Raw genomic sequence first — 20,841 nt, forward strand, 5'->3', positions numbered from 1 at the left:
GCTCGACGAATGGGCCTACGCCCGCGCCTACCGCACCGAGACCGAACGCCGCCAAGCCCTGCCCGGGTGGATCCACTTTTACAATCACCACCGCGAACACACCGCACTCAACGGCCTACCACCCGCCAGCCGCGTCCCCAACCTCACGGGTCAGTACATCTAGCTGCCCGAGGTGAGGCGGCGGCCGACGGCCGCGATGAGGCGGTCCAGCTCGGAGCCGAACGGGTTGTCGTGCACCAGGTACGTCCAGGTGGCACTCGGGCGCACGATCTCGGCCTGCTCCGGATGGTAGCCGTCGCTGAGGTCGAGCTCCTCGAACGTGGCGATGGTGCGCGCCTCGATCTCGGTGAAGACCTTCTGGAACGCCGGCACCGCCGCCCGGTGGAACTCGTCGAGCGGGTCCAGCTTGCCCAGCGCCCGCAGGTGCACACCCTCGCGCACCTCGGAGAGCTCGGCCAGGTGCTCGGCCCAGAGCCGGTCGAGGTGGTAGAGCGCGATCGACCGGGCCGCGTCGGAGAGCACGTCCTCGTCGATCTCCTTGGCCTTCTCCGGCGACCGTTCGAGCAGCATGATCGCGGCGACCTCGGAGGTGAGCAGGCGTTCCCGGCGCTCGGCCAGGGCGAGGCGCTGCTCCTCGATGACGACGCTGTAGCGCCAGGTGTTGCGGTGGATCTCGTGGTTGACGCCCTCGGCGACGCGCTGGGCGTGCTCGACCGCGTAGTCGACCTGCTCGTCGTGCACCACGCCGTCCATGTCCATCCGTGGGGACGACGGGAGGATGTCGCCGGCGTGCCGGGTGATCAGGTCGTCCTCGAGGCTGACGAAGAACACCGAGCCACCGGGGTCGCCCTGCCGGCCCGCGCGGCCTCGCAGCTGGTCGTCGACGCGGCGGCTGTCGTGCCGGCCGCTGCCGATGACGTACAGGCCGCCCAGCTCGGCGACCTTCTCCGCGTCCTTGCCGTCGCTGCCGCCCAGGCGGATGTCGACGCCGCGGCCGGCCATCTGGGTGGAGACGGTGACCGCGCCCAGCGCGCCGGCCTCGGCGATGATCGCCGCTTCCTCGTCGTCGTTCTTGGCGTTGAGCACGTTGCTCGGCACCCCGGCCGCGGCCAGCTGCTTGGCCAGCAGCTCGGAGGCCTTCACGTCGAGGGTGCCGATCAGCACCGGGCGCCCCTTGTCGTGGGCGATCTTGATCTCTTCGACCAGGGCCTCGTCGCGCATGTCGTGCGCGGAGTAGATCCGGTCGGGCTCGTCCTCGCGGATGTTCGGGGTGTTCGACGGGATGACCGCGACCTCGAGCTTGAAGTACTCGCGGAGCTGCTCGCCGACGTGCACGGCAGTGGCGGTCATGCCGCACACCGTCTCGTACAGCGCGATGTAGGCCTGGACGGTGATCGTGTCGAGGACCTCGCCCTCGGCGGTGGCGCTGAGCCCCTCCTTGGCCTCGACGGCGGCCTGCAGACCGTCGGGCCAGCGGCGGCGCTGGGCGACCCGGCCGCGCATCTCGTCGATCAGCTCGACGGTGCCGTCCCGCACGATGTAGTCGACGTCGCGGCGCAGCAGGGCCCGGGCGTGCAGGGCCACGTTGACCGCGGAGAGCTGCTCGACCTGGTCGTCCGCGTACAGGTCGATGCCCATCTTCTTCTCCAGCGCCTCCAGGCCGGCGTTGGAGAAGGCGACGCTGCGGCCGTCCTCGGCCACCTCGTAGTCCTTGCCCGGGCGCAGGTCGCGGACCAGCGCGGCGGCGTCGTGCACCGGGTCGCTCTCGGTGGAGATGCTGCCGGCCAGCACCATCGGCACCCGGGCCTCGTCGATCAGGATCGAGTCGGCCTCGTCCACGATGGCCGTGGCCAGCTTGCGCTGCACCCGGTCGGCGATGTCGGTGACGAGCTGGTCGCGCAGGTAGTCGAAGCCGGCCTCGCTGACCGAGACGTAGGTGACGTCGGCGGCGTAGGCCTCGCGGCGCTCCTCACGGGTGGAGGTCTCGGTGACCCAGCCGACGGACAGGCCCAGCAGCTTGTAGACCGGCTCCATCCAGGTGGCGTCGCGGCGGGCCAGGTAGTCGTTGACCGTGAGCACGTGCACCGGGCCGTTGCCCAGCCGCACGTGGCCGTACGCGGCGATGGTCGCGGTCAGCGTCTTGCCCTCACCGGTGGCCATCTCGGCGACCTTGCCGGACAGCAGCGCCATCGCGCCGACCAGCTGCACGTCGTACGGCCGCTGCTCGAGGGCGCGCCAGGCCGCCTCGCGGCCGACCGCGCAGATCTCGGTGTAGTCGTCCGCCGCGGCGGCGGCCTCGGTCAGCGCGGCGTCGTCGAGCTCACGCAGCGCCTCCTCACGGGCTTCGATGGCCGGCAGCCGCCGCTCGAGCGGCGCCAGATCGACCGTGGTGCCCGGACGCTGCAGGAACTTACGGAACCGGTTCTTGAACCGCTGCGACACACCCATGGGCGGTTACGGTACTTCACTTACCTTGAAACGTGGTGCCGACTCCCGCCTGTTTCGCCCAGGGCTCAGCTGACCAGCAACTGGTGCGCGGCGAGCTCGCGATAGAGCGGGCTGGTCTCCAGCAGCTGCTCGTGCGGGCCGACGGCGACGACCCGGCCCGCTTCCAGCACCACGATCTGGTCGCTGTCGACCACCGTGCTCAGCCGGTGCGCCACGATGATCAGGGTGCGCTGGAAGGACGCCGCCGCGATCGCCTCGCGCAGCGCCGCCTCGTTGCGGGCGTCGAGATTGCTCGTCGGCTCGTCCAGCAGCAGGATCGGCGCGCCGGCCAGCAGCGTCCGGGCGATGGCCAGGCGCTGGCGCTCACCGCCGGAGAGCAGCACCCCGCCCTCGCCCACCTGCACGTCCAGGCCCTCGGGGGTGCGGGTCGCCAGCGCGCCGAGATTGACCTGCTCCAGCGCGTCCAGCAGGCGCTGCTCGTCGGCGCCGGGCGCGGTGAGCAGCAGGTTGTCGCGCAGGGTGCCGGCCAGCACCGGGGCTTCCTGCTCGACGTAGCCGAGCCGGCGGCGCAGCGCCTCGCGCGGCAGCTGCCGGATGTCGGTGCCGCCGACCCGGATGGCGCCGGACGTGGTCTCGTAGAAGCGCTCGATGAGGGCGAGCACGGTGGACTTGCCCGCGCCGGACGGCCCGACCAGGGCGATCCGGCTGCCGGCGGGCACGGTGAAGGAGACCTCGCGCAGCACCTCGGTCCCGCCGGGATAACCGAAGCTGACGTTCTCCAGCACCACGGCCGGCTCCCCCGCGCCGTCCGGCCCGGCCGGCGCCGGGCTGTCGCCGGCCGTCTCCGACGGCAGATCCAGGACCTCCTCGATGCGCTGCAGGGCGCCGAGGCCGGTCTGGAGCTGGGTGTACGCGTTCAGCGCCTGACCCAGCGGCAGCACCAGGAAGAACAGGAAGAGCACGAACGCCACCAGGTCACCGACACTGATCGCCCCCGACGCGACACGGGCCCCGCCGACCCCGAGCACCAGCAGGAACGCGCCCTGGGTGGCCGCCGCGGAGGCCGGCCCGATGAGCGCGCGCAGCCGGGCCACCCGCATGCCCGCCTCGTACGCCTCCGTGGCGCTGCGGGTGACGGTCTCGGCCTCACGCTGCTCGGCGCCGCTGGCCCGGATGGTGCGCGCCGCCGAGATGGCCCGCTCGACGGCGGAGGTCATCTCGCCGAGCCGTTCCTGGGTCAGCTCGGACAGCCCCCGCACCCGGCGCGAGACCGAGATGGCGACGGCCATCCCGACGGCGAGCCCGCACAGGGCCACGCCGAGCAGCAGCGGATCGAGCACCGCCATGGCGACGGTCGCGCCGGCCACCATCACGGTGCCGGTGACGATCTCGAACAGCCCGGATGTGACCACCGCGCGCAGCAGCGTGGTGTCGGCGCCGACGCGGGAGAGCAGGTCACCGGTGCGGCGCGCGTCGTATTCGGCGATGGGCAGACGCAGCAGGTGCCGGGCCAGCCGGCGGCGGGTGGTCAGCACCAGCCCCTCGGCGGTGCGCTGGAGCAGATAGTCGCGCAGGCCGCCGAGCGCGGCCCCGGTGAGCAGCAGCGCGACCAGCAGAGCCACCGCACCGCCGATCGGCTGCTTCGCCCCGATGCCGTCGAGCACCGAGCGGACAAGCACCGGCTGCACGAGCGCGGTGACCGCGGTGACCAGGGAGAGCCCGCCCACCACGGCAAGCGTGCCGCGATGCTCGCGAAGGTATGGCAGGAGTGCGGGTAGTCCCACCCTCCGCACGGCCATGCGCCGAGCCTAGCCTCGCCCGGCCACCGCGCGAGGGTGTCGCTCAGCACTCTCTCAGCAGGCCAGTACCGCCTGGAGTTCCTGGCGGCGGCGGGCGGCCAGGTCGTCGAGGAACCGGGGCGCCTCGTCGAACGGCACGACAGCCGAGACGAGGTGCTTGCGGATCAGGTCGCCGTCGGCGCGCAGCAGGTCGATCGTGGCGGCGGAGAGGCGTTCGCGGTCCCAGGTCGGCGCCAGGCCGCGGGGCACCCGGCCGATCTGGGCGCAGCGCAGCCCGAGCCCGTTGTGGTGGAACTCCTCGCCGAGCCGGACCTCGTCGGCGCCGCCCTGGTAGAAGGCCAGGTCGATCACCGTGCCCTGGGGGCGCAGCAGCCGCAGGGCGAGCTGCAGCGCCGAGGCCTGACCGCGGCACTGGAAGACGATGTCGGCGCCGCGGTCGTCCGCGGTGTGCCGCCAGGCGGTCTTGAGGGTGACCGCGGGGTCGCCGTCGTCGGGGTCCAGGGTCTCGAGGCCCAGGGCGGCGGCGACAGCCCGCCGCTGCGGTGTCGGGTCGAGCACGACCACGGAGGCCGCGCCGTGGGCCCGCGCGAACAGGGCCGTGAGCAGGCCGACCACCCCGGCGCCGGTGACCGCGACGCGGCGGCCGGCCACGCCGTCGCCCAGGCCGCGCACCGCGGTGCCGTGCAGGTCGGCGGCGGCGTGCAGCAGGCCGTTGGCGCAGATCGGGCCCATGTGGGCGACGTAGATGCCCAGCATCGGGTCGAGGTCGGCCGGCAGCGGCACGACCCGGTCGCGCAGCGGATCGCCGGTGTAGCCGGTGCGGTGCCCGTAGGTCATCGCCACGACCGCGCCCTCGGCGACCGCCGGGGTGCGGCTCTGCTCGACCCGGCCGACCTCCATGTAGCCGAGCCGGGTGACCGGGAAGGGCTGCTCGACCGGGCCGCCGAACAGGCCCAGCACCGGGTCGAAGCCGTGGTGCAGGGCCGGGTTGGTGCCCTTGACGTAGCTGAGCTCGGTGCCGGCCGACACCCCGCTGAACAGCGTCGCGACCCGGAACTGGCCGTCGGCGAGCGGGGCCGGCTCCTCCTCGGCGACCGCCAGGCGGCCGGGCGCGGTCACGATGATGTTGCGCTCAGACATGCGAGACCTCCGCGGTGCGCGGAGTGACAGCCCGGCCGGTGGCCGCGGCCTCGGCGACGGCCAGGGCGACGGCATGGGTACGCAGCGCCTCGGCGTACGGCACCCGGACGTCGTCGCGGTCGCCCCGGACCGCGTCGATGAACGCCTGGTCCACGGCGATGCGCGCGCTCTCCGGGTCACTGTCCACTGTGCGTGGCCCGTCGGCGTCGCGGACCACCAGCCCGGTCTCGGTCACGGCCAGGGCCAGCCCGTCGGCGTAGATCTCCAGGCCCGCCCGTTCCTTCCAGCCCAGCACGCAGGTCGCGGCGAGCGTCCCCACGGCACCGCTCGCGAAGCGCAGCGTGGCGGCGGTCGCGCCGTCCACATCGGCCCCGTCGACCGGCGGCGGCGTGCCGTTGCCGATCGCCGTCACCTCGGTGATCTCGCCGGCCAGGTGGCGGGCCAGGTCGAGCACGTGGGCGGCCTGCTCGACGACCGGGCCGCCCGAGCGGTCCCGGTGCGGCCACCACGACACCGGCGGCACCTTGTCCAGCCACGCCCCGGTCACCAGCCGTACGGGCCGGTCCTGGAGCAGGGCGCGCGCTTGTTCAACAATTGAGAGGTAGCGCCAATGGTGACCAACCGCTGTCACGATCTCACTCTTCGAAATGAGACCTGCGATTTCGGTGGCCGTATCCCAATCGAGAGAAATAGGCTTTTCGACAAAAATTGGCAGTCCAGCGGCCACCACGGCGCGCTCCGCGTCGCCATGGGCGAAGGGCGGTACACACACGTAGGCCGCGTCCAGACCGGCTCCCAGGAGCGCCTCCACGTCCGGGAAAACCTGCGCGCCGTGCGCGTCCGCGAGGCTCTGCGCCGCCGCCGGAACGACGTCCGTCACGCCCACCACCTGTACACCCGGCAGCCCGGACAACACCCTGGCATGCCGTTGCGCGACACCGCCGGCGCCGATCATTCCCACTCTTGTCCCGGCCATGAGCCCTCCCCGATCGTCGACACCGTCCTGCGGCCTCTCGACTTCTCCCGCACGGCAAATGTGAAACGTCAGGTCTTTCCGCAGCGGGCGGACATCCAGCTGTTACCCCGCGGCAAGATTGGAGGCGGCCTGACATGGGAAAGTTGCGCGCTTCGCTGTTGATCGTCAACTGGGGGGTGTGCCCATGCGGCATTCGCGCACGAACGTTGCTCCGACCGCGTCACCCATCGTCGAGGCCTGGGCGGCCTACCGGACCGGAAACGCCACACAATGGACATCCCGGCAACTGGCCCGCGCGAAGAAGGGCACCCGCGTCAGCGTGGTGATCCCGGCGCGCAACGAGGAGGCGACAGTCGGCGCCATCGTGTCGACCATCCACGAGCACCTGAGCGTGAAGGTTCCACTGGTGGACGAGATCCTCGTGGTGGACTCCCGGTCCACCGACGCGACCGCCCTGGTGGCGCGCGCGGCCGGGGCCCGGGTGGTGCACCAGGACGACGTGACCCGCGGCCTGCCCCGGATGGAGGGCAAGGGCGACGCGCTCTGGGCCGGCCTCGCGGCCAGCACCGGTGACGTGGTCGCGTTCGTCGACGGCGATCTGCGCGACTTCTCCCCGCACTTCGTGACCGGCCTGCTCGGGCCGCTGCTGACCGATCCGTCGGTCGAGTTCGTCAAGGGCTTCTACCACCGCCCGCTGGTCAGCAACACCGGCGTCGAGACCGACGGCGGCGGCCGGGTCACCGAGCTCGCCGCGCGCCCCCTGATCAACCTGTTCTGGCCGGACCTGGCCGGCGTGGTCCAGCCCCTGGCCGGCGAGTACGCGGGCCGCCGCACGACCCTGGAACGGATCCCCTTCGTCTCCGGGTACGGCGTCGAGATCGCGATGCTGATCGACCTGCTGGACCTGGTCGGCCTGGACGCCCTGGCCCAGGTCGATCTGGGCGAGCGGTTCCACCGCCACCAGGGCACCGAGGCGCTGGGCCGGATGTCGGCCCAGATCATGGTGACCGCGTGGTCCCGGCTGCACCGCCGTGGCCTGGTCACCGACGCGCTGCCGCCCTCGACGCTGCTCACCCAGTTCCGTCGCGGCGGCGCCGACGCCCTGCCGCACCTGGACCGCGAGATCGTACTCAGCGAGGTGGGTGTCACGGAACGGCCGCCGCTGAAGACCGTGGCGCGCAGGTCGGTGCCGGCCGCATGAGAGTCCTGATGAACGCGGGGCCGTGGCTCCCGGTCCCCCCGAACGGTTACGGCGGCATCGAGAACGTCATCGCCACCCTGGTCCCCGAGCTGCGCCGGCTCGGGGTCGAGGTGGTGCTCGCCACCGTGGCGGAGAGCACACTGGCGGTGGACGAGCGGGTCTCCGTCTTCGACACCGGTCAGTTCGCCCAGCTGCAGCGGCCGTACAACCAGGTGTGCGGGATCGTGCCCGCGCACCTGCACGCGGTGCGGCGCCGGCTCGCCGAGGGCGACATCGACCTGGTGCACGACCACGTCGAAGCGGCCGGGCTGGCCACCCTGGCCGCGCTCGGCCCGGACTCGCCGCCGGGCCTGCACACCCTGCACTGGGACCTGGCCAAGCACCCCGAGCTCTACGGGACCTTCGACGGCGGCGACCGGGTCCGGGTCAACGGCGTCTCGGCCAACCAGCTGACCCACGCCCCGGCCGCGCTGAGGGCGCACGCCGTCGGCCACGTGCACCTCGCGACACCGCTGGCCGACGGGGCCGATCTGCGCGCCCCCGTGGCCAAGGAGGACTACGCGGTCGTGCTGGGCCGGATCAATCCCGGTAAGGGGCAGGACCTGGCGGCCCGGCTCGCGCACAGTGCCGGCTTCGACCTCGTGCTGGCCGGGCCCGTCGGGCCGTACCACCGTCCCGAGGATCTCGCCGCGGCCGGCCCGGCGGCGGCGCAGAATCCCGATGTGCGGTTCTGGCAGGAGCACGTGGCCCCGCACGTCGACGGGGACCGGGTCCGCTGGATCGGCACGGTGACCGGGCAGGACCGTGACGACCTGGTCGCGCGCGCCCGGGCCGCGCTCTTCCCGCTGCGCTGGGAGGAGCCCGGCGGTACGGCGGTGGTCGAGTCCCTGGCGCTGGGCACCCCGGTGATCGGCATCGCCCGCGGCTGCCTGCCCGAGCTCATCGAGCACGGCCGGACCGGCCTGCTCACCACCGACGAGGAGGAGCTGGGCGAGCTCGTGGCCGCCGCCGGCACGATCGCCGAGGCCGCATGCCGGGAGGAGGCGGCCCGCCGGTTCACCCCCGCGGTGATGGCATCCTCCTATCTCGGCCTCTACGAACGGGTACGGGACGGGGCCGCCGTCGGGGTGTGATGCCCCTCCTGGCGTTTGCCCGGTGGGTTCGCGGGCACTGACGGCGGACGACGCGACGGACACGGCGCGTCGGTATGGAGGGGGGCGGATGACGAGCCAGCTGGTCTGCCGGCCGGAGCAGCACCTCCCGGCGGCGATTCTGCGGGTCAGCGGCGTGCTGGACGCCATGACGAAGGACGCGCTCGAGCGTGCGGTCTCCCATGCGCTGTCGGCGCAGCCCGAGGCCCTGCTCATCGACGTGTCCGCCCTCGAGATCCCCGATCCCGCCGCGCTGGACGTGCTGAGCACGGTGGTGTGCCGGACGGTCGACTGGCCGAACGTACCCATCGTGCTCTGCGGCGCCGGGCCAGAGACGGCCCGGACCATCGCCGCCTGGCCGGACTGCGCCGCGGTGAGCACCGCGAGCAGCTGCGCCGACGCCCTGAAGGGCACCAAGGAAGAACCCGAGCCCCGGCGGATCCGGGTCCGGCTGCGGCCGGTCCCGGACGCCTGCCGGCAGGTTCGTCAGCTGGTCACCCAGGCCTGCACCTCGTGGCACCGCCGGGAGCTGGCCGGCACGGCCGCGCTGGTCGCCACCGAGCTGGTCGCCAATGTGGTCCGGCACGCGCACACCACCATGGAGTTCACGGTCGGGCTGCGTGACGGGCGGGTCTGCCTGACCGTCCGTGACGGCAGCCGGCTGCTGCCGCGGCCCAAGGCGCCCGAGGCCGGCGAGGCCGGCGGCCGTGGCCTGCAGCTGGTCCGCGAGCTGACCGACGCCTGGGGAGTGCTGCCCGTCTCTGACGGCAAGGTGGTGTGGACCCATCTGACGGCGAGAGCTGCAGTGTGACAGCCAGGCACCGGGACGTGATCGCGGTCGGCGTGTCCGCCGGCGGAGTGGAGCCGCTGCGGGCCCTGGTCGCCGGTCTGCCGCCGGACCTGCCGGCCTCGGTCTCCTTGCCCTGCACCTGCCCCCCCGACGCTCCCAGCGCCCTGCCCTCGATTTTGAACCGAAGCGGCCCGCTGCCCATCGCCGAGGGTGAGCTCCTGCGACCCGGTCGCAGCTACGTCGCGCCGATCGACCACCATCTGCGCTGGAGGAGAAATGTGAACTGAGCCGGCGGATGACGGCACCCACCGGCGGGCCGGGACCGGAGTCCGGTTTCGACAACATCGCGGCCGGCGCGGCCGGGGCGACGATCCGCCGGCTGATCGCCCGGCTGAGGGCGATGCCGGACCGCGAGCCCGGCACGGCGGCCCCCCGGGGATCATCCGGATGAGGCCGTCCGACATGCGGTAGCGTCGCCACGCCTCCAAGTGACGGAAGGTAGCCATGATCCCCACCGACCCGGACTTCGAGGCGCTGCTGATCCACCTCAAGGAGTCCCGGGGCTTCGACTGTTCGACACCATCCTGATCAACGTCACCGCGTTCTTCCGCGATCCGGAGGCGTGGGAACTCCTGCGTGCGGAGATCATGGAGCCGCTGGGAAGGCCGGCCGGACGCGCCGGTGCCGACCTGGTCGGCCGGCTGCGCCTCCGGCGAGGGGGCCTGCACGCTGGCGATGGTGCCGGCCGAGTCGCTGGGTGTCGAGGCGTTCCGCGACCGGGTGAAGATCTACGCCACGGACGTCGACGAGGAACAGCTCAGCGAGTCCCGTCAGGCCACCTACGGTGAGCAGGCGATGCAGGGCGTCCCGGCCGAACTGCGCGGCACGTACTTCGAACGCACCGGCGACCGGTTCACCTTCCGCAAGGACCTGCGGCGCTCGGTCATCTTCGGCCGCAACGACCTGGTCCAGGACGCCCCGATCTGCCGCATCGACCTGCTGGCCTGCCGCAACACCCTGATGTACTTCAACGCCGAGACCCAGACCAAGATCCTCTCGCGCTTCCACTTCGCCCTCGCCGACGGCGGCATCCTCATGCTGGGCAAGGCCGAGATGCTGCTCAGCCACGGCAGCATCTTCACGCCGGTGGACCTCAAGCGCCGGATCTTCCGCCGGGTGCCCCGCCCGATGCGCCAGGCGGGTGCCGGTGGCGCTGACCAAGACCCGGCTCGACGCCCTGTTCGGGGTGTCGTCGCGACATCGGCCGGCCGTTCCGCGACCTCGACCTGTCGTACCGGCCGGTGGAGCTGCGCCCCTACGTCGAGCAGGCGCAGGTCGAACGCCGCACCCTGCGGGTCGACGACGTCGAACACCTGCGGGCCGGTGAGGTCATCCACCTCGAGGTCCAGGTCAGTCCCCTGACCGCCGCCGACGGCAGCCTGCTCGGGGTCAACATCGTCTTCGACGACGTCACCGTGGCCCGGCGCCTGCAGGACGACCTGGAGCAGGCCCGCCAACAGCTGGAGGGCGCCTACGAGGAGCTGCAGAACATCAACGACCCGCTGCGGATCAGCACCGCCCAGCTGGACGACGCGAACGCGTTCCTAGAGACCGTGCTGGCCGGCCTCCGGGCCGGGGCCGTGGTCGTCGACCACGACCTGCGGATCCGGGTGTGGAACCAGCGCGCCGAGGATCTTTGGGGGCTGGGTTCCACGAGGTCGTCGGCGAGCACTTCCTCAACCTGGACATCGGACTACCGTTCGAGCAGCTCCGGCCGCTGCTGCGCGGCGTGCTGGGCGCCCAGGGCGGCGCGGCGGAGCTCGCGGTGGAAGCGGTCGACCGGCGGGGCCGGCCGATCACGGTACGGGTGACCGCGACGCCCTCGCAGCCCTGGATTCCGGCAAGGGCAACGACGGAGCCATCATCGTCATGGAGGCGGACGCGGTGCTCGACACCGTTTGAGCCTCGATGCATCGGGTATCCAGCCGGATTCGGGGGCCAGGTGCGGAAGGTCGGTAGCGGTGGCTGTCGCCTGTGAGGTGAGAGACGACGGGCGCCGCCTGATCGCGGCGCTGACCGGCCATCTCGGCCTCGACGCCGTCGCCGACCTGCGGGTGCGGCTGCTCAAGTGCCTGGCCGAGCAGCCCGAGGCGCTGCTGATCGACCTGTCCCGGATGACGCTGACCGATCCGCTGGCCCTGCACGTCTTCGTCGCCGTGCGCCGGCAGGCGTCCCGCTGGCCCGGCATTCCGCTGCTGCTCTGCGCCGCCGAGCCGTACACCGGCAATCAGCTGCGCAGCGCGGCCTACCGGTCCGTGCCCCGGTTCACCACCCTGGAAGCGGCCCGGGAGCACGCCGGGCTGGAACGGCACACGCTCTCCGTGCTCATCGACGAGCTGCTGCCGATCTCGGGAGCCGCCCGGCAGGCGCGCAACGTGGCGACCGACGCGTGCATGCGCTGGGACCTGCCGGACCTGCTCGCCCCGGCCAGCCTGGTGGCCAATGAGCTGGTCAGCAACGTGGTCAACCATGCGCACACGCTGATGACCCTGCGGCTCACGCTGCGGCCCCGCTTCCTGCACATCGCCGTCCGTGACGGTGACCCCGCCGAGCCGGTGCCGCAGCCCAGCGCCGGCTCCGCCACGATGCGCGGCCGGGGGCTGCTGCTCGTGGCGGCCAGTGCGCATTCCTGGGGCTGGTTGCCGACCGACAACGGCAAGGTCGTCTGGGCGTCCCTCCAGGTCGGCGGGCCTCGCCGCACCACCCGGGAGTCGACGGGCTAGCGGGTCTCCGCGTCGAGCAGGTGGTGCAGGCCGGAGACGGCGAGGATACGCGACACGTACGGCTGGGCGCCCGTCATGGACAGGGAGATCTCCGCCACCGCGGCCGCGGACGCGGCTTCGACCAGGGTGGCCACCCCGGCGGCGTCCACGAGGGGCACCGCCGACAGGTCGACGACCAGCCGGTCCGCGCCGACCGTGGCGATGGCGTGGCGCAGACTCGTCCGCAGCCGCCCGGCCGTGTCCCGGTCGACCTCGCCCCAGATCCGCACCGTGAGCACATCTTCCTCGTGCGTGGCGGTGACCTGCATGCCGTGACCGTCGGACGCGTCGTTCGCACCTTCCCAGCGCGGCAGCGTGTCGCTGAGCATGGCCTCGCGCAGCCAGCCCAGCGCCCGGCTGAGCAGCCGCGACACGTGCATCTGGGAGATGCCCAGCTCGGCCGCGATCTCCGCCTGGGTGCGGTTGCCGTAGAACCGCATCGCCAGCATCTGCCGCTCCCGGGACGGCAACCGCAGCAGCAACGCGGCCACGGTGATCCGGTCGTCGACGGCCTCCAGCTCGGCGTCGGTGCCGCCGATCAGGTCACCGAACTCGGCCGCGCCGTCCACACCGGCCGGTGCGTTGAGCGAGGCGGGCGAATAGCCGGCCGAGGACTCCAGGGCCTCCAGCACCGCGGACTCGGGCAACTGCAGATGGGCGGCGAGCTCCGCCGGGGTGGGCCGGCGGGACAGCTCGTTGGTCAGCACCACCGCGGCGTGCCCGAGCTCCAGGCTCAGATCCTGCAGCCGCCGGGGCACGTGCACACCCCAGGTCCGGTCACGGAAGTGCCGCTTGATCTCCCCGGAGATCGTGATGACCGCGTACGCGGTGAAGGAGCCCCGCTCCGGGTCGTACCGGTCGACGGCTTTCACCAGGCCGAGCCGGGCCACCTGCTCGAGGTCGTCCAGGGCCTCGCCACGGCCGCGGTAGCGGCGGGCCATCCGGCCGGCGAACGGCAGGCAGAGCGCGACGAACTGCTCCCGCAGCTGCACCCGGGCCGGGGCGTCGGCCGACCCGCAATGCTCGGCGTACGTGGTGGCGGCCAGATCAAGGTCCTCGAGCACGTGCTCACCGGACGGCTGCACGTAGTCATGTGCTGACATGCATCCCCCTGAAGCACGCGTCCGGGCCGGCGCCCTCGACTCGCGACCGGGGACTCCACAGCGACCGGGCACCGACGTCGAGCCGACCGTGAAACGACTCCCGGCGACCGTACTGCCCGAGCACTCCAGTACCGAAACTCAAATCACCGATAGGTGTCGCTGAGTGTCTCGCGGTCAGCCGTTGTGATGTCCCCTGGCCTGCTCCCCGGCCGGACCGGCGCCGGCGGGCGGCTGCGGGCGGGCCGGGAGGCCACTGGGCGCGTCGGGCGCATCGGGCGCGTCGTCGGGCCCGGCACCGGCTGCGGGGTCCGGGACGGCTCCCCGGGACGGCAGGCCCGACGGCGTGTCGGACGGTGAGAGGGGGCGGTTGAGCTGGCCCATCTGCGGCGGTTCCAGGGGTGGGCGGGTGGTACGGGCGGGTGGCTGGGGACGGGCCAGGCCGGACAGCGAGGCCGGCTCGGACAGCTGCGGGTGCGCCGGGCTTTGCGGCTGAGACTCGTTGCCGTTCGCCGGGTTCGTGGCCGGCGCAGGGTGGGCCGTGGGCTCGAAGGGACGGTTGAGCTGGCCCATCTGCGGGGGTTCGAGCAGGGGGCGGTTGGACTGACGGGGCTGGGTTCCGGGATGGGGCTGGGCGCTCGGGCGGGTCGGGGCTCCCTGCGGGGCGTCCCACTGGGCGGAGCCTGGGGCCGGGTTGATCTGCTGGCCGGCGGCGGGCGGCTGGTCCGGGCCGGGGCCGGTGGGCAGCTGGTCCGCGCCGAGGCCGGGGGGTGGCTGGTCCGGGCTGGGGCCGGCGGCGCTTTGCCAGACGGGGGCGCTGTCGCCACCCGGGCGGGTGAACGGCGCCGGGGTGCCGGGGTCGGCGGCGGGCTGGTTCTGGTGCGGCGTGGGGCGGTGGGGTGTGCCGGGCTGGGTCGCCGGGCGGGCGAAATACTCGTCGACGCCGGGCTGGGTGGTGGCGGCGGTGTGCGGGGCCGGGGCGGGGTGGCCCGTCGCGGCCTGGTGGTCGGGGGCGCCGGGCTGTCCGGTGCGGCCGGCGGGTGAGCCGTCTTGCTGCGCCGTCCGATCGGGCTGTTGGGTGCTGGGCTGTGCGGGCCGGGCGGCGGGCTGCTGAGCGTCAGGCTGGTGGGTGCCGGGCTGGTGGGTGCCGGGCTGGTGCTGGCCGGGCTGGTGCTGGCCGGGCTGGTGCTGGCCGGGCTGGTGCTGGCCGGGCTGGTGCTGGCCGAGCTGCCACTGGGCGCCGAGTTGCTGGGCCGACTGTGGCGCGCCGAGCTGCTGGCCCGGCTGCGGCTGGCCGAGCTGCGGCTGGCCGAGCTGCGGCTGGCCGAGCTGCGGCTGGCCGAGCTGCGGCTGGCCGAGCTGCGGCTGGCCGCTGAGCTGCTGGGCGGCGGGCGGGGCGGACGACGGGCCCGGGTGCTGGCCCGTGGAGTGCGGTTTCGGGTCCGGCTGGTCCGTGAGCGGCGGCCCGGTGATGTCCGCGCCGGGCTGCTGCGGGGACACGCCGGCGGGGGCGGCCGGTGGGTGGGCGTTCCGGGTGGCGCTCGGCGGCTCCGGGGTGCGTGCCGACGGGGTGAAGCGGGGCGCGTCCAGTGGGCGGTTCTGCTGCACGAACAGCGGTGGTCCCAGCAGCAGCGGGTCCACGTCCGCGGCCGGGCGGGCACGCTCGGGCGCCGGGGCGGCTGCGGCGGATCGTGCCGCGTTCGTTCGCTCGGCGTTCTGCTCGGAGGACGCGGTCCGGCCACCTTCCTGGCGACTCGTCTCCGGGCGACCGGCATCCGGGTTACCCGCGTGCGGCAGGCCGGCATCCGGCCGACCGGCGTCCGAACCACCGGTCGGGAAACGGCTCAGAGCCGGATCGCCCACCTCGGCGCGATCAACGTCAGCGCGATCGACCTGGGGATGGCCAACGTCCGCACGGCCGACGTCCGCAGGGCCGACGTCCGCACGGCCGGCCTCCGCGCGATCGGTCGCACCTCCGGCCTCTGCGCGACCGGCGTCGGGACCGCCGGCGGGAGGACGGCTCAGGCCCTGACCGCCAGCTTCCGCGCGACCAGCGTCCCCGCGCCCGAGCGCCGCGCCACCGACGTCCCCGCGCCCGAGCGCCGCGCGCTCGGCGTCCGGACCCGTCGGGAGGCCGCTCGGGTCAGAGCCACCCACCGCTGCACGACCGGTATCCCCCCGAGCGGGCGCGGCGTGCTCGGTGTCGCGACCCGCTTGGAGACCACTTGTCTCAGAGCCACCCACCGCCGCGCGACCGACGTCCCCGCCCCCGCCGGCTGGGCGATCGAGGGCTGGGCGATCAAGGGCTGGGCGCTCGACGGCTGGGCGATCGGCGGTCAGGCCACTGGGCTCGCCGTCGCGGTCATGCTGCGGGCGGCCCGCAACCGGGTCGCCGAACGAAGCAGGCCCGGATGAAGCCTGCCCGAACGACGGCCGGCCATCAGGCGGCCCGGCGGGGGACGGCTGCGTCGAGGGCGGCTCCGAGTGGGAAAGGCCGGCAGCCGAGTCCGAGCCGAACGCTTCGGGCCCGGGCGGCGTGAGCCCGGACGGCGCGTTTCCGGAAGGAACCAGCCCGGATGCCGAGGTCGAAGCCTGAGGGTGAGCGCCGTCAGAGGCCGAGCTCGGGCGGTAGGCCGGCGCCGGCATCGGCTCCTCCGGCGGGCTGAACGCCATCGGCGGATGGGCGACCCCCACCGCAGGAGCTGGCCGCTCGGCCTCGGCGCTCAGACCCAGTGGCGACACCGGGCCACGCCCCTGCTGCCGGGCCGCCTCGACCAGGCCGGACGACTCGGCCAGCCCGGCCGCCGCCACGACCTCCGCCGCGGCGCGGCCCGCTGTGCACGGCAGGGGCTCTCCGCAGACCGGGCAGACAGTCATGCCGTCGTGGGGGCCCAGGCCGCCCGCGTGGGTCTGGACCATCTCCCACGCCGTACGCGCGAGCACACTGTCAGGATTCACGTACTTCATGCCGATCGGCGCCATGCCGTCCCACCCCCGTAGATCGCCCGCGACAGGCGTTCAGCTCCAAGTTCACCGTGTCCTGGACCGCGCCGTGACCGTTTTGGCCAATCGGTAGACGGACGGCGGACACCCCCGTGGTGTGCGGTGTTTCGGGCGGGCGGCCCGGGGCATCTCCCCCGCCATGACTGGATCGGTGGATGATCGCGGCGCGACCGTGATCCCGTACGAGGACGGGCCCCTGCTGCTGCGCGGCAACTTCACGCTCCGGACCCCCGACGGTGAGGTCATCGATCCGGGCCGTGGCACCGTGGCGCTGTGCCGCTGCGGCAAGTCCGCGATCAAGCCGTTCTGCGACGGCACGCACAAGGCCATCGGCTTCCGGGCGGGCGTGGGCCGCGACAGCGCCGCCCCCCGCGGGACCGCCGCCGACGCCTGACCGCTCACGGCACTGGGAGCGGCCGGCCCCGGCTCAGGCCCGTAGCGAGGTCTCCCCCGCCGCCCAGCGCTCGAGGATGTACTCGGCCCACTTGTCTTCCAGCTTGAGCACGCACCGGGCCCCGAACAGCACGTCGCCCGCCGACTCCGGCTCGGCCTTGCAGAACGACCCGCACATGTCGTACGCGGCGATCTGCTCGTGCACCGCGTCCGCCTCCACGTGCTCGTCGTAGAAGCGGGTGCCGTCCGCGTCGCCGCCCAGCCGGCGCAGGCCGTTGCCGTACGCGCGGTTCGGGCCGGTCGAGGTCATCTCGTACGCGGCCAGGTGGCCCAGCAGCGCCCCGCGCCACCGGCGGTGCAGCCCGAACAGCGACATGAGGTTGTTGTTGGCCAGGGTCGTCGCCGGCACCACGTCCACGTACGCGCCGTACTCGGTGTCGAGGCCGAGCGCGGTCATCGTGCTGCGGAACATCTCCTGGTGCATGCGGTCGGCGATGCCTCCGCCGTACTCGTCGATCTGGATCTCGATGAGCGCGGCCTTGGCCTTGCCGCCCAGCCGGGGGATCGCGAAGGTGTGCGGGTCGGCCTCGCGCAGGTGGTAGATCGAGCGGTGGGTGGCGAACTCGCGGAACTGCTCGAGGGTCGCCCGGCCGCGCAGGTAGCCGGAGAGCGACGGGCCGCTGTTGTCGGAGGTCAGGGCGACCAGCGCGTGGGGCACATCGTCGGCCGGCGCCGGGTCGCCGACGAGCTCGCGCAGGTCGGCCTCGAAGCGGGCCTCCAGGCGGGCCCGCAGCGCCAGCAGCCCCGGGTGCCATTCCCACTGGTCGTCGACGCCGTCCCAGCCGCGGTAGTGCAGCTCGTAGAGCACGAAGAGCGCCAGGTGCAGGTCCTCGTAGTCGACGGCGGCCGGCTCGAGACTGAAGTCGTACGGCGAGCGCGCGAGGGCGTCGATGACGGCGGCCGAAACCGGTCCGCGGGCAGAGGGCATCTTCATGCGGCACGTCCTAATGGGCAAGCGGAATTGAGAGATGCCCGAAGGGATCGGTGCCAAACGGAGAGATCACCCACCGGTGAGTCGTGATCCAGAATTCACTCACTGTGTTGTATAGGTAGCTCTCCGTACGATCGAGGGAAATGCATCTCCCATCCTTGGAGATATCCCCATGGACGACACCGAGCTCTACCGCGAGCGGATCCTCCGGCACGCCGGTCCCGTCATCACCGGCCGGTTCCTCGGGTTCCGGCCCTCCTACACCCGCGAGGTCAAAGTCGCCCAGCCGCTGCTGGTCGCCGTGTTCGTCGCGGCCACCATCACCCAGGCGCTCGGCGCGCTGCTGCTGGCCCTGCTGCGCAGCGGCGGCGGAGGCGCGCGGCGCAAGTTCAAGGACCTCAAGAAGGGCCCGGAATACCTGGTCACCCCGGTACGGCTGCGCGACGACCTGGGCCAGACGTACGAGGTGGAGATGCACGGTCAGCTGCCGCAGTCGGCGTTGCACCGCGGCGACCTCGTGCAGTTGCGCACCCGGGCCCAGAAGGACCCGGATCTGCCGGTGAAGCTGGAGCAGGTCCTCAACCTGACCACGATGCAGCCACTGACCCCGCGCATCCCGACGCTGTGGTCGCACTTCGGTCCCGGGCTGCTGATCCAGGCCGGGCTGGGCCTGGCGCTGGCCGCCGTGCTCGTGGCGGCCTGGCTCAGCTGATCAGCTCAGAGCCGGGCGAGCGGCACGACGGCGGCCATCGCCTTGTCCCCGGCGTCGTTGGGGTGCAGATGGTCGCCGCTGTCGAACGCGGGCAGCAGCTGCTCCGGGTCGGCCGGGTCCCGGGTGGCCGCGTCGAAGTCGGCGAGCCCGTCCAGGGTGCCGTCGCCGCCGGCGCGGATCCACTCGTTCACCGCGACCCGGGTCTTCTCCAGCTCGGGCGTCCACGATCTCCAGCCCTTCCAGGCCATGATCGTGGCGCCGACGACCCGCAGCCCCCGGTCGTGCGCCCGGGCCGCGATCTGGGCCAGCCCGGCGATGATCTGCTCCGGGTCGTCCTGGTGCGGGGTCTGCTGGATGTCGTTGATGCCCTCGAAGACGATGACCGAGCGGGCGCCGGCGCGTTCCAGCACGTCGTAGTCGAGCCGGGTCAGCGCGCTGGGGCCGAAGCTGCTGTAGATGGTGTAGTCGGGCGCGTTGCTGTCCAGCAGGATGCGGTTGCCGCTGATACCGGAGTTGGCCACGCCGTAGTCCGGCACCGGGCTGCCGGCCAGCCGGGCGGCCAGGTAGTCGGTCCAGCGCCGGTTCGCACCCCAGGTGGAGGTGACGCCGTCGGTGATGGAGTCGCCGAGCGCGACCACCGTGCCCGGGCCGCCCCGCACGTCGACCCCGCTCACGTAGTGCCAGACCCGGGTGGTCTCGGTGAACGCGGCGGCGGCCTCGTCCCCGGCGTGGTCGGCCGGGCCCCGGGTGAAGAACGAGTCCTGCATCGCGGCCGGATGGTAGGTGACCGTGCCCGAGGGCTGCGGCGTCCACGTGGTCACGAGCAGATCGCGGTCGGCGGCGACCCGCAGCGGCACCGGGTCGCTGACCACCTCGGCGCGCGCCGGGATGGTGATCGCGGCGCGGCCGTGGAACAGCACGTCGCGCACGGTGCCGGGCTGAGCCGTACCGTCGCTGTTGTCGATGGTCCCGTCGCGGCGTCCGCCGGTGTGCGCGGACAGGGCGACGGTGACGTGCCCCATCAGCACGGGCTGGGTGCCGAAGCGGTTGGACAGGTGGACCCGTACGGTGGCGCCGCCGATCGTGGTGTGCACGACGTTGCGGATCGTGAAGCCCGCGTACCCCTGCTCGACGCCGGCGACCGCGGCCGCCGGCGCGGTGGCCCAGGCCGTGCTCCATCCGGTCGCGGGCCGCTGCGCCGCGGCCGGGGCCGCGAGGCCCGCCACGAGCAGGACCGATGCCGCGACGACCGTGCCGAATCTGCGCATCGTTGCCTCCCTGAGGGCCTCAAGACAACGATCAGTCTCGATGTGATGCTTCGTTCTGTAAAGGCCGGGTAACAACGATGGTCATGTTCGACGGCTTCACGCTGGACCACATCGACGTCGGGGCGGCGACCCTGAGGGTGCGTCACGGCGGCAGCGGCCCGCCGGTCGTCCTGCTGCACAGGGCCCGGCTCGGACACGACCGTTTCGCCATGGCGGGGCACGACCGGGGCAGTAACGTGGCCCAGCGGCTCGCCCTGGACCATCCGGACGTGGTGACCCATCTGGCGGTGCTCGACGGCGTACCCATCGGCGAAGCCCTCGCCCGGGCCGACGCCCGATTCGCCGCGCTGTGGTGGCACTGGTTCTTCCTGGGCCAGACGGCGAAGCCGGCGGAACGGGTCATCAACGCCGACCCGCACGCCTGGTACGGCCTCGGCGACGCCGCGCCGCCGGAGGAACGCGAAGCGATCTACGACCCGGCGACCGTGCACGCGATGTGCTGCGACTACCGCGCGGGCCTGCGCGGGGACCGCGCGGCCGACGACGCGGACCGGGCCGCCGGCCGGCGGATCACCTGCCCGGTGCTGTTCGCCTGGTCGACCCGCGACGACATGGAGGAGCTCTACGGCGACCCGCTGGCGATCTGGCGGGACTGGGCCGACGACGTGCAAGGGGTGCCGATCGAGAGCGGCCACCACATGGCCGAGGAGAACCCTCAGGCGCTCACGACTGCGCTGCGGGCTCTGCTGCGGCGGTGAGCAGACCCCGCGAACGGGCCCAGCGCTCGAAGACCACGGTCGCGAACGGCGGGATCGAGCAGAGAAGGGCGGCCAGTGTGACCCACCACTTCCAGCCGGCCACCCGGGCCTGCACCACGGTGACGGCCAGGTACGCCATGAAGAAGGCGCCGTGGATCGGCCCGGCGATCTGCACGCCGATCTCGTTGCGCACAACCACGTACTTGAAGAACATCCCGATCAGCAACGCTGCCCAGCTGCACGCCTCCGCGATTGCCACGGCGACGAAAAGGGCAGGTATGCGGCGCAC

Annotated in this window: 23 protein-coding genes; 14 read left to right on the forward strand and 9 right to left on the reverse strand. The window is 72.9% G+C overall.

Annotation, left to right across the window (positions count from 1 at the left end; translation table 11 throughout):
• Positions 1-163, forward strand: a 163-nt coding sequence (locus tag ACWEOZ_RS39230; RefSeq protein WP_451915794.1) for an integrase core domain-containing protein, incomplete at its 5' end; no start/stop codon positions are given.
• Here the strand turns inward: ACWEOZ_RS39230 and secA2 are convergent.
• From secA2 to ACWEOZ_RS39250, 4 genes are all read right to left on the reverse strand, one after another.
• The gene (secA2, locus tag ACWEOZ_RS39235; protein ID WP_451915749.1) at positions 160-2,448 is read right to left on the reverse strand and encodes an accessory Sec system translocase SecA2; all 2,289 of its coding nucleotides are present in this window, start codon (positions 2,446-2,448) and stop codon (positions 160-162) included. The two genes, ACWEOZ_RS39230 and secA2, sit on opposite strands and share 4 nt — an antisense overlap.
• Positions 2,449-2,513: 65 nt before the next feature.
• Complete coding sequence (locus tag ACWEOZ_RS39240) at positions 2,514-4,247, reverse strand: ABC transporter ATP-binding protein (RefSeq protein ID WP_451915750.1); 1,734 nt, start codon at positions 4,245-4,247, stop codon at positions 2,514-2,516.
• 54 nt (positions 4,248-4,301) lie between these two features.
• The gene (locus ACWEOZ_RS39245) at positions 4,302-5,387 is read right to left on the reverse strand and encodes a zinc-dependent alcohol dehydrogenase (RefSeq protein WP_451915751.1); all 1,086 of its coding nucleotides are present in this window, start codon (positions 5,385-5,387) and stop codon (positions 4,302-4,304) included.
• Positions 5,380-6,363 (reverse strand): Gfo/Idh/MocA family protein, encoded by a 984-nt coding sequence (locus tag ACWEOZ_RS39250; protein ID WP_451915752.1) that lies wholly within the window; start codon positions 6,361-6,363, stop codon positions 5,380-5,382. The genes ACWEOZ_RS39245 and ACWEOZ_RS39250 overlap by 8 nt, the downstream gene beginning before the upstream one ends.
• A gap of 184 nt (positions 6,364-6,547) precedes the next feature.
• Here ACWEOZ_RS39250 and ACWEOZ_RS39255 point away from each other — a divergent pair, with 184 nt between their 5' ends.
• The 8 genes from ACWEOZ_RS39255 to ACWEOZ_RS39290 all read left to right on the forward strand — a co-directional run bounded on the left by ACWEOZ_RS39255 (position 6,548) and on the right by ACWEOZ_RS39290 (position 12,288).
• The gene (locus ACWEOZ_RS39255) at positions 6,548-7,564 is read left to right on the forward strand and encodes a glucosyl-3-phosphoglycerate synthase (protein ID WP_451915753.1); all 1,017 of its coding nucleotides are present in this window, start codon (positions 6,548-6,550) and stop codon (positions 7,562-7,564) included.
• Complete coding sequence (locus ACWEOZ_RS39260) at positions 7,561-8,697, forward strand: glycosyltransferase (RefSeq protein WP_451915754.1); 1,137 nt, start codon at positions 7,561-7,563, stop codon at positions 8,695-8,697. The genes ACWEOZ_RS39255 and ACWEOZ_RS39260 overlap by 4 nt, the downstream gene beginning before the upstream one ends.
• Positions 8,698-8,785: 88 nt before the next feature.
• Positions 8,786-9,526 carry an ATP-binding protein gene (locus ACWEOZ_RS39265; RefSeq protein ID WP_451915755.1) on the forward strand — a complete coding sequence of 247 codons (741 nt, stop codon included), beginning with the start codon at positions 8,786-8,788 and terminating at the stop codon, positions 9,524-9,526.
• Positions 9,523-9,792 carry a chemotaxis protein CheB gene (locus ACWEOZ_RS39270; protein WP_451915756.1) on the forward strand — a complete coding sequence of 90 codons (270 nt, stop codon included), beginning with the start codon at positions 9,523-9,525 and terminating at the stop codon, positions 9,790-9,792. Before ACWEOZ_RS39265 ends, ACWEOZ_RS39270 begins: the two co-directional genes overlap by 4 nt.
• Before the next feature lie 8 nt (positions 9,793-9,800).
• Positions 9,801-9,956 carry a hypothetical protein gene (locus tag ACWEOZ_RS39275; RefSeq protein WP_451915757.1) on the forward strand — a complete coding sequence of 52 codons (156 nt, stop codon included), beginning with the start codon at positions 9,801-9,803 and terminating at the stop codon, positions 9,954-9,956.
• 185 nt (positions 9,957-10,141) lie between these two features.
• Positions 10,142-10,927, forward strand: a complete 786-nt coding sequence (locus tag ACWEOZ_RS39280; protein WP_451915758.1) for a CheR family methyltransferase — start codon at positions 10,142-10,144, stop codon at positions 10,925-10,927.
• Entirely contained in the window at positions 10,813-11,376 is a 564-nt protein-coding gene (locus ACWEOZ_RS39285; protein ID WP_451915795.1) for a hypothetical protein, read from the forward strand. The genes ACWEOZ_RS39280 and ACWEOZ_RS39285 overlap by 115 nt, the downstream gene beginning before the upstream one ends.
• 150 nt (positions 11,377-11,526) lie before the next feature.
• Positions 11,527-12,288 (forward strand): ATP-binding protein, encoded by a 762-nt coding sequence (locus ACWEOZ_RS39290; protein ID WP_451915759.1) that lies wholly within the window; start codon positions 11,527-11,529, stop codon positions 12,286-12,288.
• On the opposite strand, the gene ACWEOZ_RS39295 is transcribed toward ACWEOZ_RS39290, so the two are convergent.
• Both ACWEOZ_RS39295 and ACWEOZ_RS39300 read right to left on the reverse strand, forming a co-directional pair.
• Positions 12,285-13,430, reverse strand: coding sequence for a SigB/SigF/SigG family RNA polymerase sigma factor (locus tag ACWEOZ_RS39295; RefSeq protein ID WP_451915760.1), 1,146 nt, complete (start codon positions 13,428-13,430; stop codon positions 12,285-12,287). The genes ACWEOZ_RS39290 and ACWEOZ_RS39295 overlap by 4 nt on opposite strands.
• Before the next feature lie 174 nt (positions 13,431-13,604).
• Complete coding sequence (locus ACWEOZ_RS39300) at positions 13,605-14,000, reverse strand: hypothetical protein (RefSeq protein ID WP_451915761.1); 396 nt, start codon at positions 13,998-14,000, stop codon at positions 13,605-13,607.
• A 51-nt stretch (positions 14,001-14,051) separates the two neighbouring features.
• On the opposite strand from ACWEOZ_RS39300, the gene ACWEOZ_RS39305 reads away from it, so the two are divergent.
• The 3 genes from ACWEOZ_RS39305 to ACWEOZ_RS39315 all read left to right on the forward strand — a co-directional run bounded on the left by ACWEOZ_RS39305 (position 14,052) and on the right by ACWEOZ_RS39315 (position 16,824).
• Entirely contained in the window at positions 14,052-14,471 is a 420-nt protein-coding gene (locus ACWEOZ_RS39305) for a hypothetical protein (RefSeq protein ID WP_451915762.1), read from the forward strand.
• Between the two features lie 6 nt (positions 14,472-14,477).
• Entirely contained in the window at positions 14,478-15,842 is a 1,365-nt protein-coding gene (locus ACWEOZ_RS39310; RefSeq protein WP_451915763.1) for a hypothetical protein, read from the forward strand.
• Positions 15,843-16,581: 739 nt separating this feature from the next.
• Complete coding sequence (locus ACWEOZ_RS39315; protein WP_451915764.1) at positions 16,582-16,824, forward strand: CDGSH iron-sulfur domain-containing protein; 243 nt, start codon at positions 16,582-16,584, stop codon at positions 16,822-16,824.
• A gap of 33 nt (positions 16,825-16,857) precedes the next feature.
• On the opposite strand, the gene ACWEOZ_RS39320 is transcribed toward ACWEOZ_RS39315, so the two are convergent.
• On the reverse strand, positions 16,858-17,817 hold the full coding sequence (locus ACWEOZ_RS39320) for an iron-containing redox enzyme family protein (protein ID WP_451915765.1): 960 nt from the start codon (positions 17,815-17,817) through the stop codon (positions 16,858-16,860).
• A gap of 169 nt (positions 17,818-17,986) precedes the next feature.
• Here ACWEOZ_RS39320 and ACWEOZ_RS39325 point away from each other — a divergent pair, with 169 nt between their 5' ends.
• Complete coding sequence (locus tag ACWEOZ_RS39325) at positions 17,987-18,526, forward strand: hypothetical protein (RefSeq protein ID WP_451915766.1); 540 nt, start codon at positions 17,987-17,989, stop codon at positions 18,524-18,526.
• Between the two features lie 5 nt (positions 18,527-18,531).
• Here ACWEOZ_RS39325 and ACWEOZ_RS39330 read toward each other — a convergent pair whose 3' ends face one another.
• Positions 18,532-19,794, reverse strand: a complete 1,263-nt coding sequence (locus tag ACWEOZ_RS39330) for an SGNH/GDSL hydrolase family protein (RefSeq protein WP_451915767.1) — start codon at positions 19,792-19,794, stop codon at positions 18,532-18,534.
• An 83-nt stretch (positions 19,795-19,877) separates the two neighbouring features.
• Between ACWEOZ_RS39330 and ACWEOZ_RS39335 the strand changes: the two genes are divergently transcribed.
• Entirely contained in the window at positions 19,878-20,552 is a 675-nt protein-coding gene (locus ACWEOZ_RS39335; RefSeq protein ID WP_451915768.1) for an alpha/beta fold hydrolase, read from the forward strand.
• Here ACWEOZ_RS39335 and ACWEOZ_RS39340 read toward each other — a convergent pair.
• Complete coding sequence (locus tag ACWEOZ_RS39340; protein ID WP_451915769.1) at positions 20,518-20,841, reverse strand: DUF3817 domain-containing protein; 324 nt, start codon at positions 20,839-20,841, stop codon at positions 20,518-20,520. The two genes, ACWEOZ_RS39335 and ACWEOZ_RS39340, sit on opposite strands and share 35 nt — an antisense overlap.

Source organism: Actinoplanes sp. NPDC004185 (genome assembly GCF_053603475.1).

Excerpts from the sequence above, each read along its gene's own strand:
- secA2 (WP_451915749.1), bottom strand. The coding sequence starts at position 2,448 with ATGGGTGTGTCGCAGCGGTTCAAGAACCGGTTCCGTAAGTTCCTGCAG.
- ACWEOZ_RS39240 (WP_451915750.1), bottom strand. The coding sequence starts at position 4,247 with ATGGCCGTGCGGAGGGTGGGACTACCCGCACTCCTGCCATACCTTCGC.
- ACWEOZ_RS39245 (WP_451915751.1), bottom strand. The coding sequence starts at position 5,387 with ATGTCTGAGCGCAACATCATCGTGACCGCGCCCGGCCGCCTGGCGGTC.
- ACWEOZ_RS39250 (WP_451915752.1), bottom strand. The coding sequence starts at position 6,363 with ATGGCCGGGACAAGAGTGGGAATGATCGGCGCCGGCGGTGTCGCGCAA.
- ACWEOZ_RS39255 (WP_451915753.1), top strand. The coding sequence starts at position 6,548 with ATGCGGCATTCGCGCACGAACGTTGCTCCGACCGCGTCACCCATCGTC.
- ACWEOZ_RS39260 (WP_451915754.1), top strand. The coding sequence starts at position 7,561 with ATGAGAGTCCTGATGAACGCGGGGCCGTGGCTCCCGGTCCCCCCGAAC.
- ACWEOZ_RS39265 (WP_451915755.1), top strand. The coding sequence starts at position 8,786 with ATGACGAGCCAGCTGGTCTGCCGGCCGGAGCAGCACCTCCCGGCGGCG.
- ACWEOZ_RS39275 (WP_451915757.1), top strand. The coding sequence starts at position 9,801 with ATGACGGCACCCACCGGCGGGCCGGGACCGGAGTCCGGTTTCGACAAC.
- ACWEOZ_RS39295 (WP_451915760.1), bottom strand. The coding sequence starts at position 13,430 with ATGTCAGCACATGACTACGTGCAGCCGTCCGGTGAGCACGTGCTCGAG.
- ACWEOZ_RS39300 (WP_451915761.1), bottom strand. The coding sequence starts at position 14,000 with ATGGGCCAGCTCAACCGTCCCTTCGAGCCCACGGCCCACCCTGCGCCG.
- ACWEOZ_RS39305 (WP_451915762.1), top strand. The coding sequence starts at position 14,052 with ATGGGGCTGGGCGCTCGGGCGGGTCGGGGCTCCCTGCGGGGCGTCCCA.
- ACWEOZ_RS39320 (WP_451915765.1), bottom strand. The coding sequence starts at position 17,817 with ATGAAGATGCCCTCTGCCCGCGGACCGGTTTCGGCCGCCGTCATCGAC.
- ACWEOZ_RS39325 (WP_451915766.1), top strand. The coding sequence starts at position 17,987 with ATGGACGACACCGAGCTCTACCGCGAGCGGATCCTCCGGCACGCCGGT.
- ACWEOZ_RS39330 (WP_451915767.1), bottom strand. The coding sequence starts at position 19,794 with ATGCGCAGATTCGGCACGGTCGTCGCGGCATCGGTCCTGCTCGTGGCG.
- ACWEOZ_RS39335 (WP_451915768.1), top strand. The coding sequence starts at position 19,878 with ATGTTCGACGGCTTCACGCTGGACCACATCGACGTCGGGGCGGCGACC.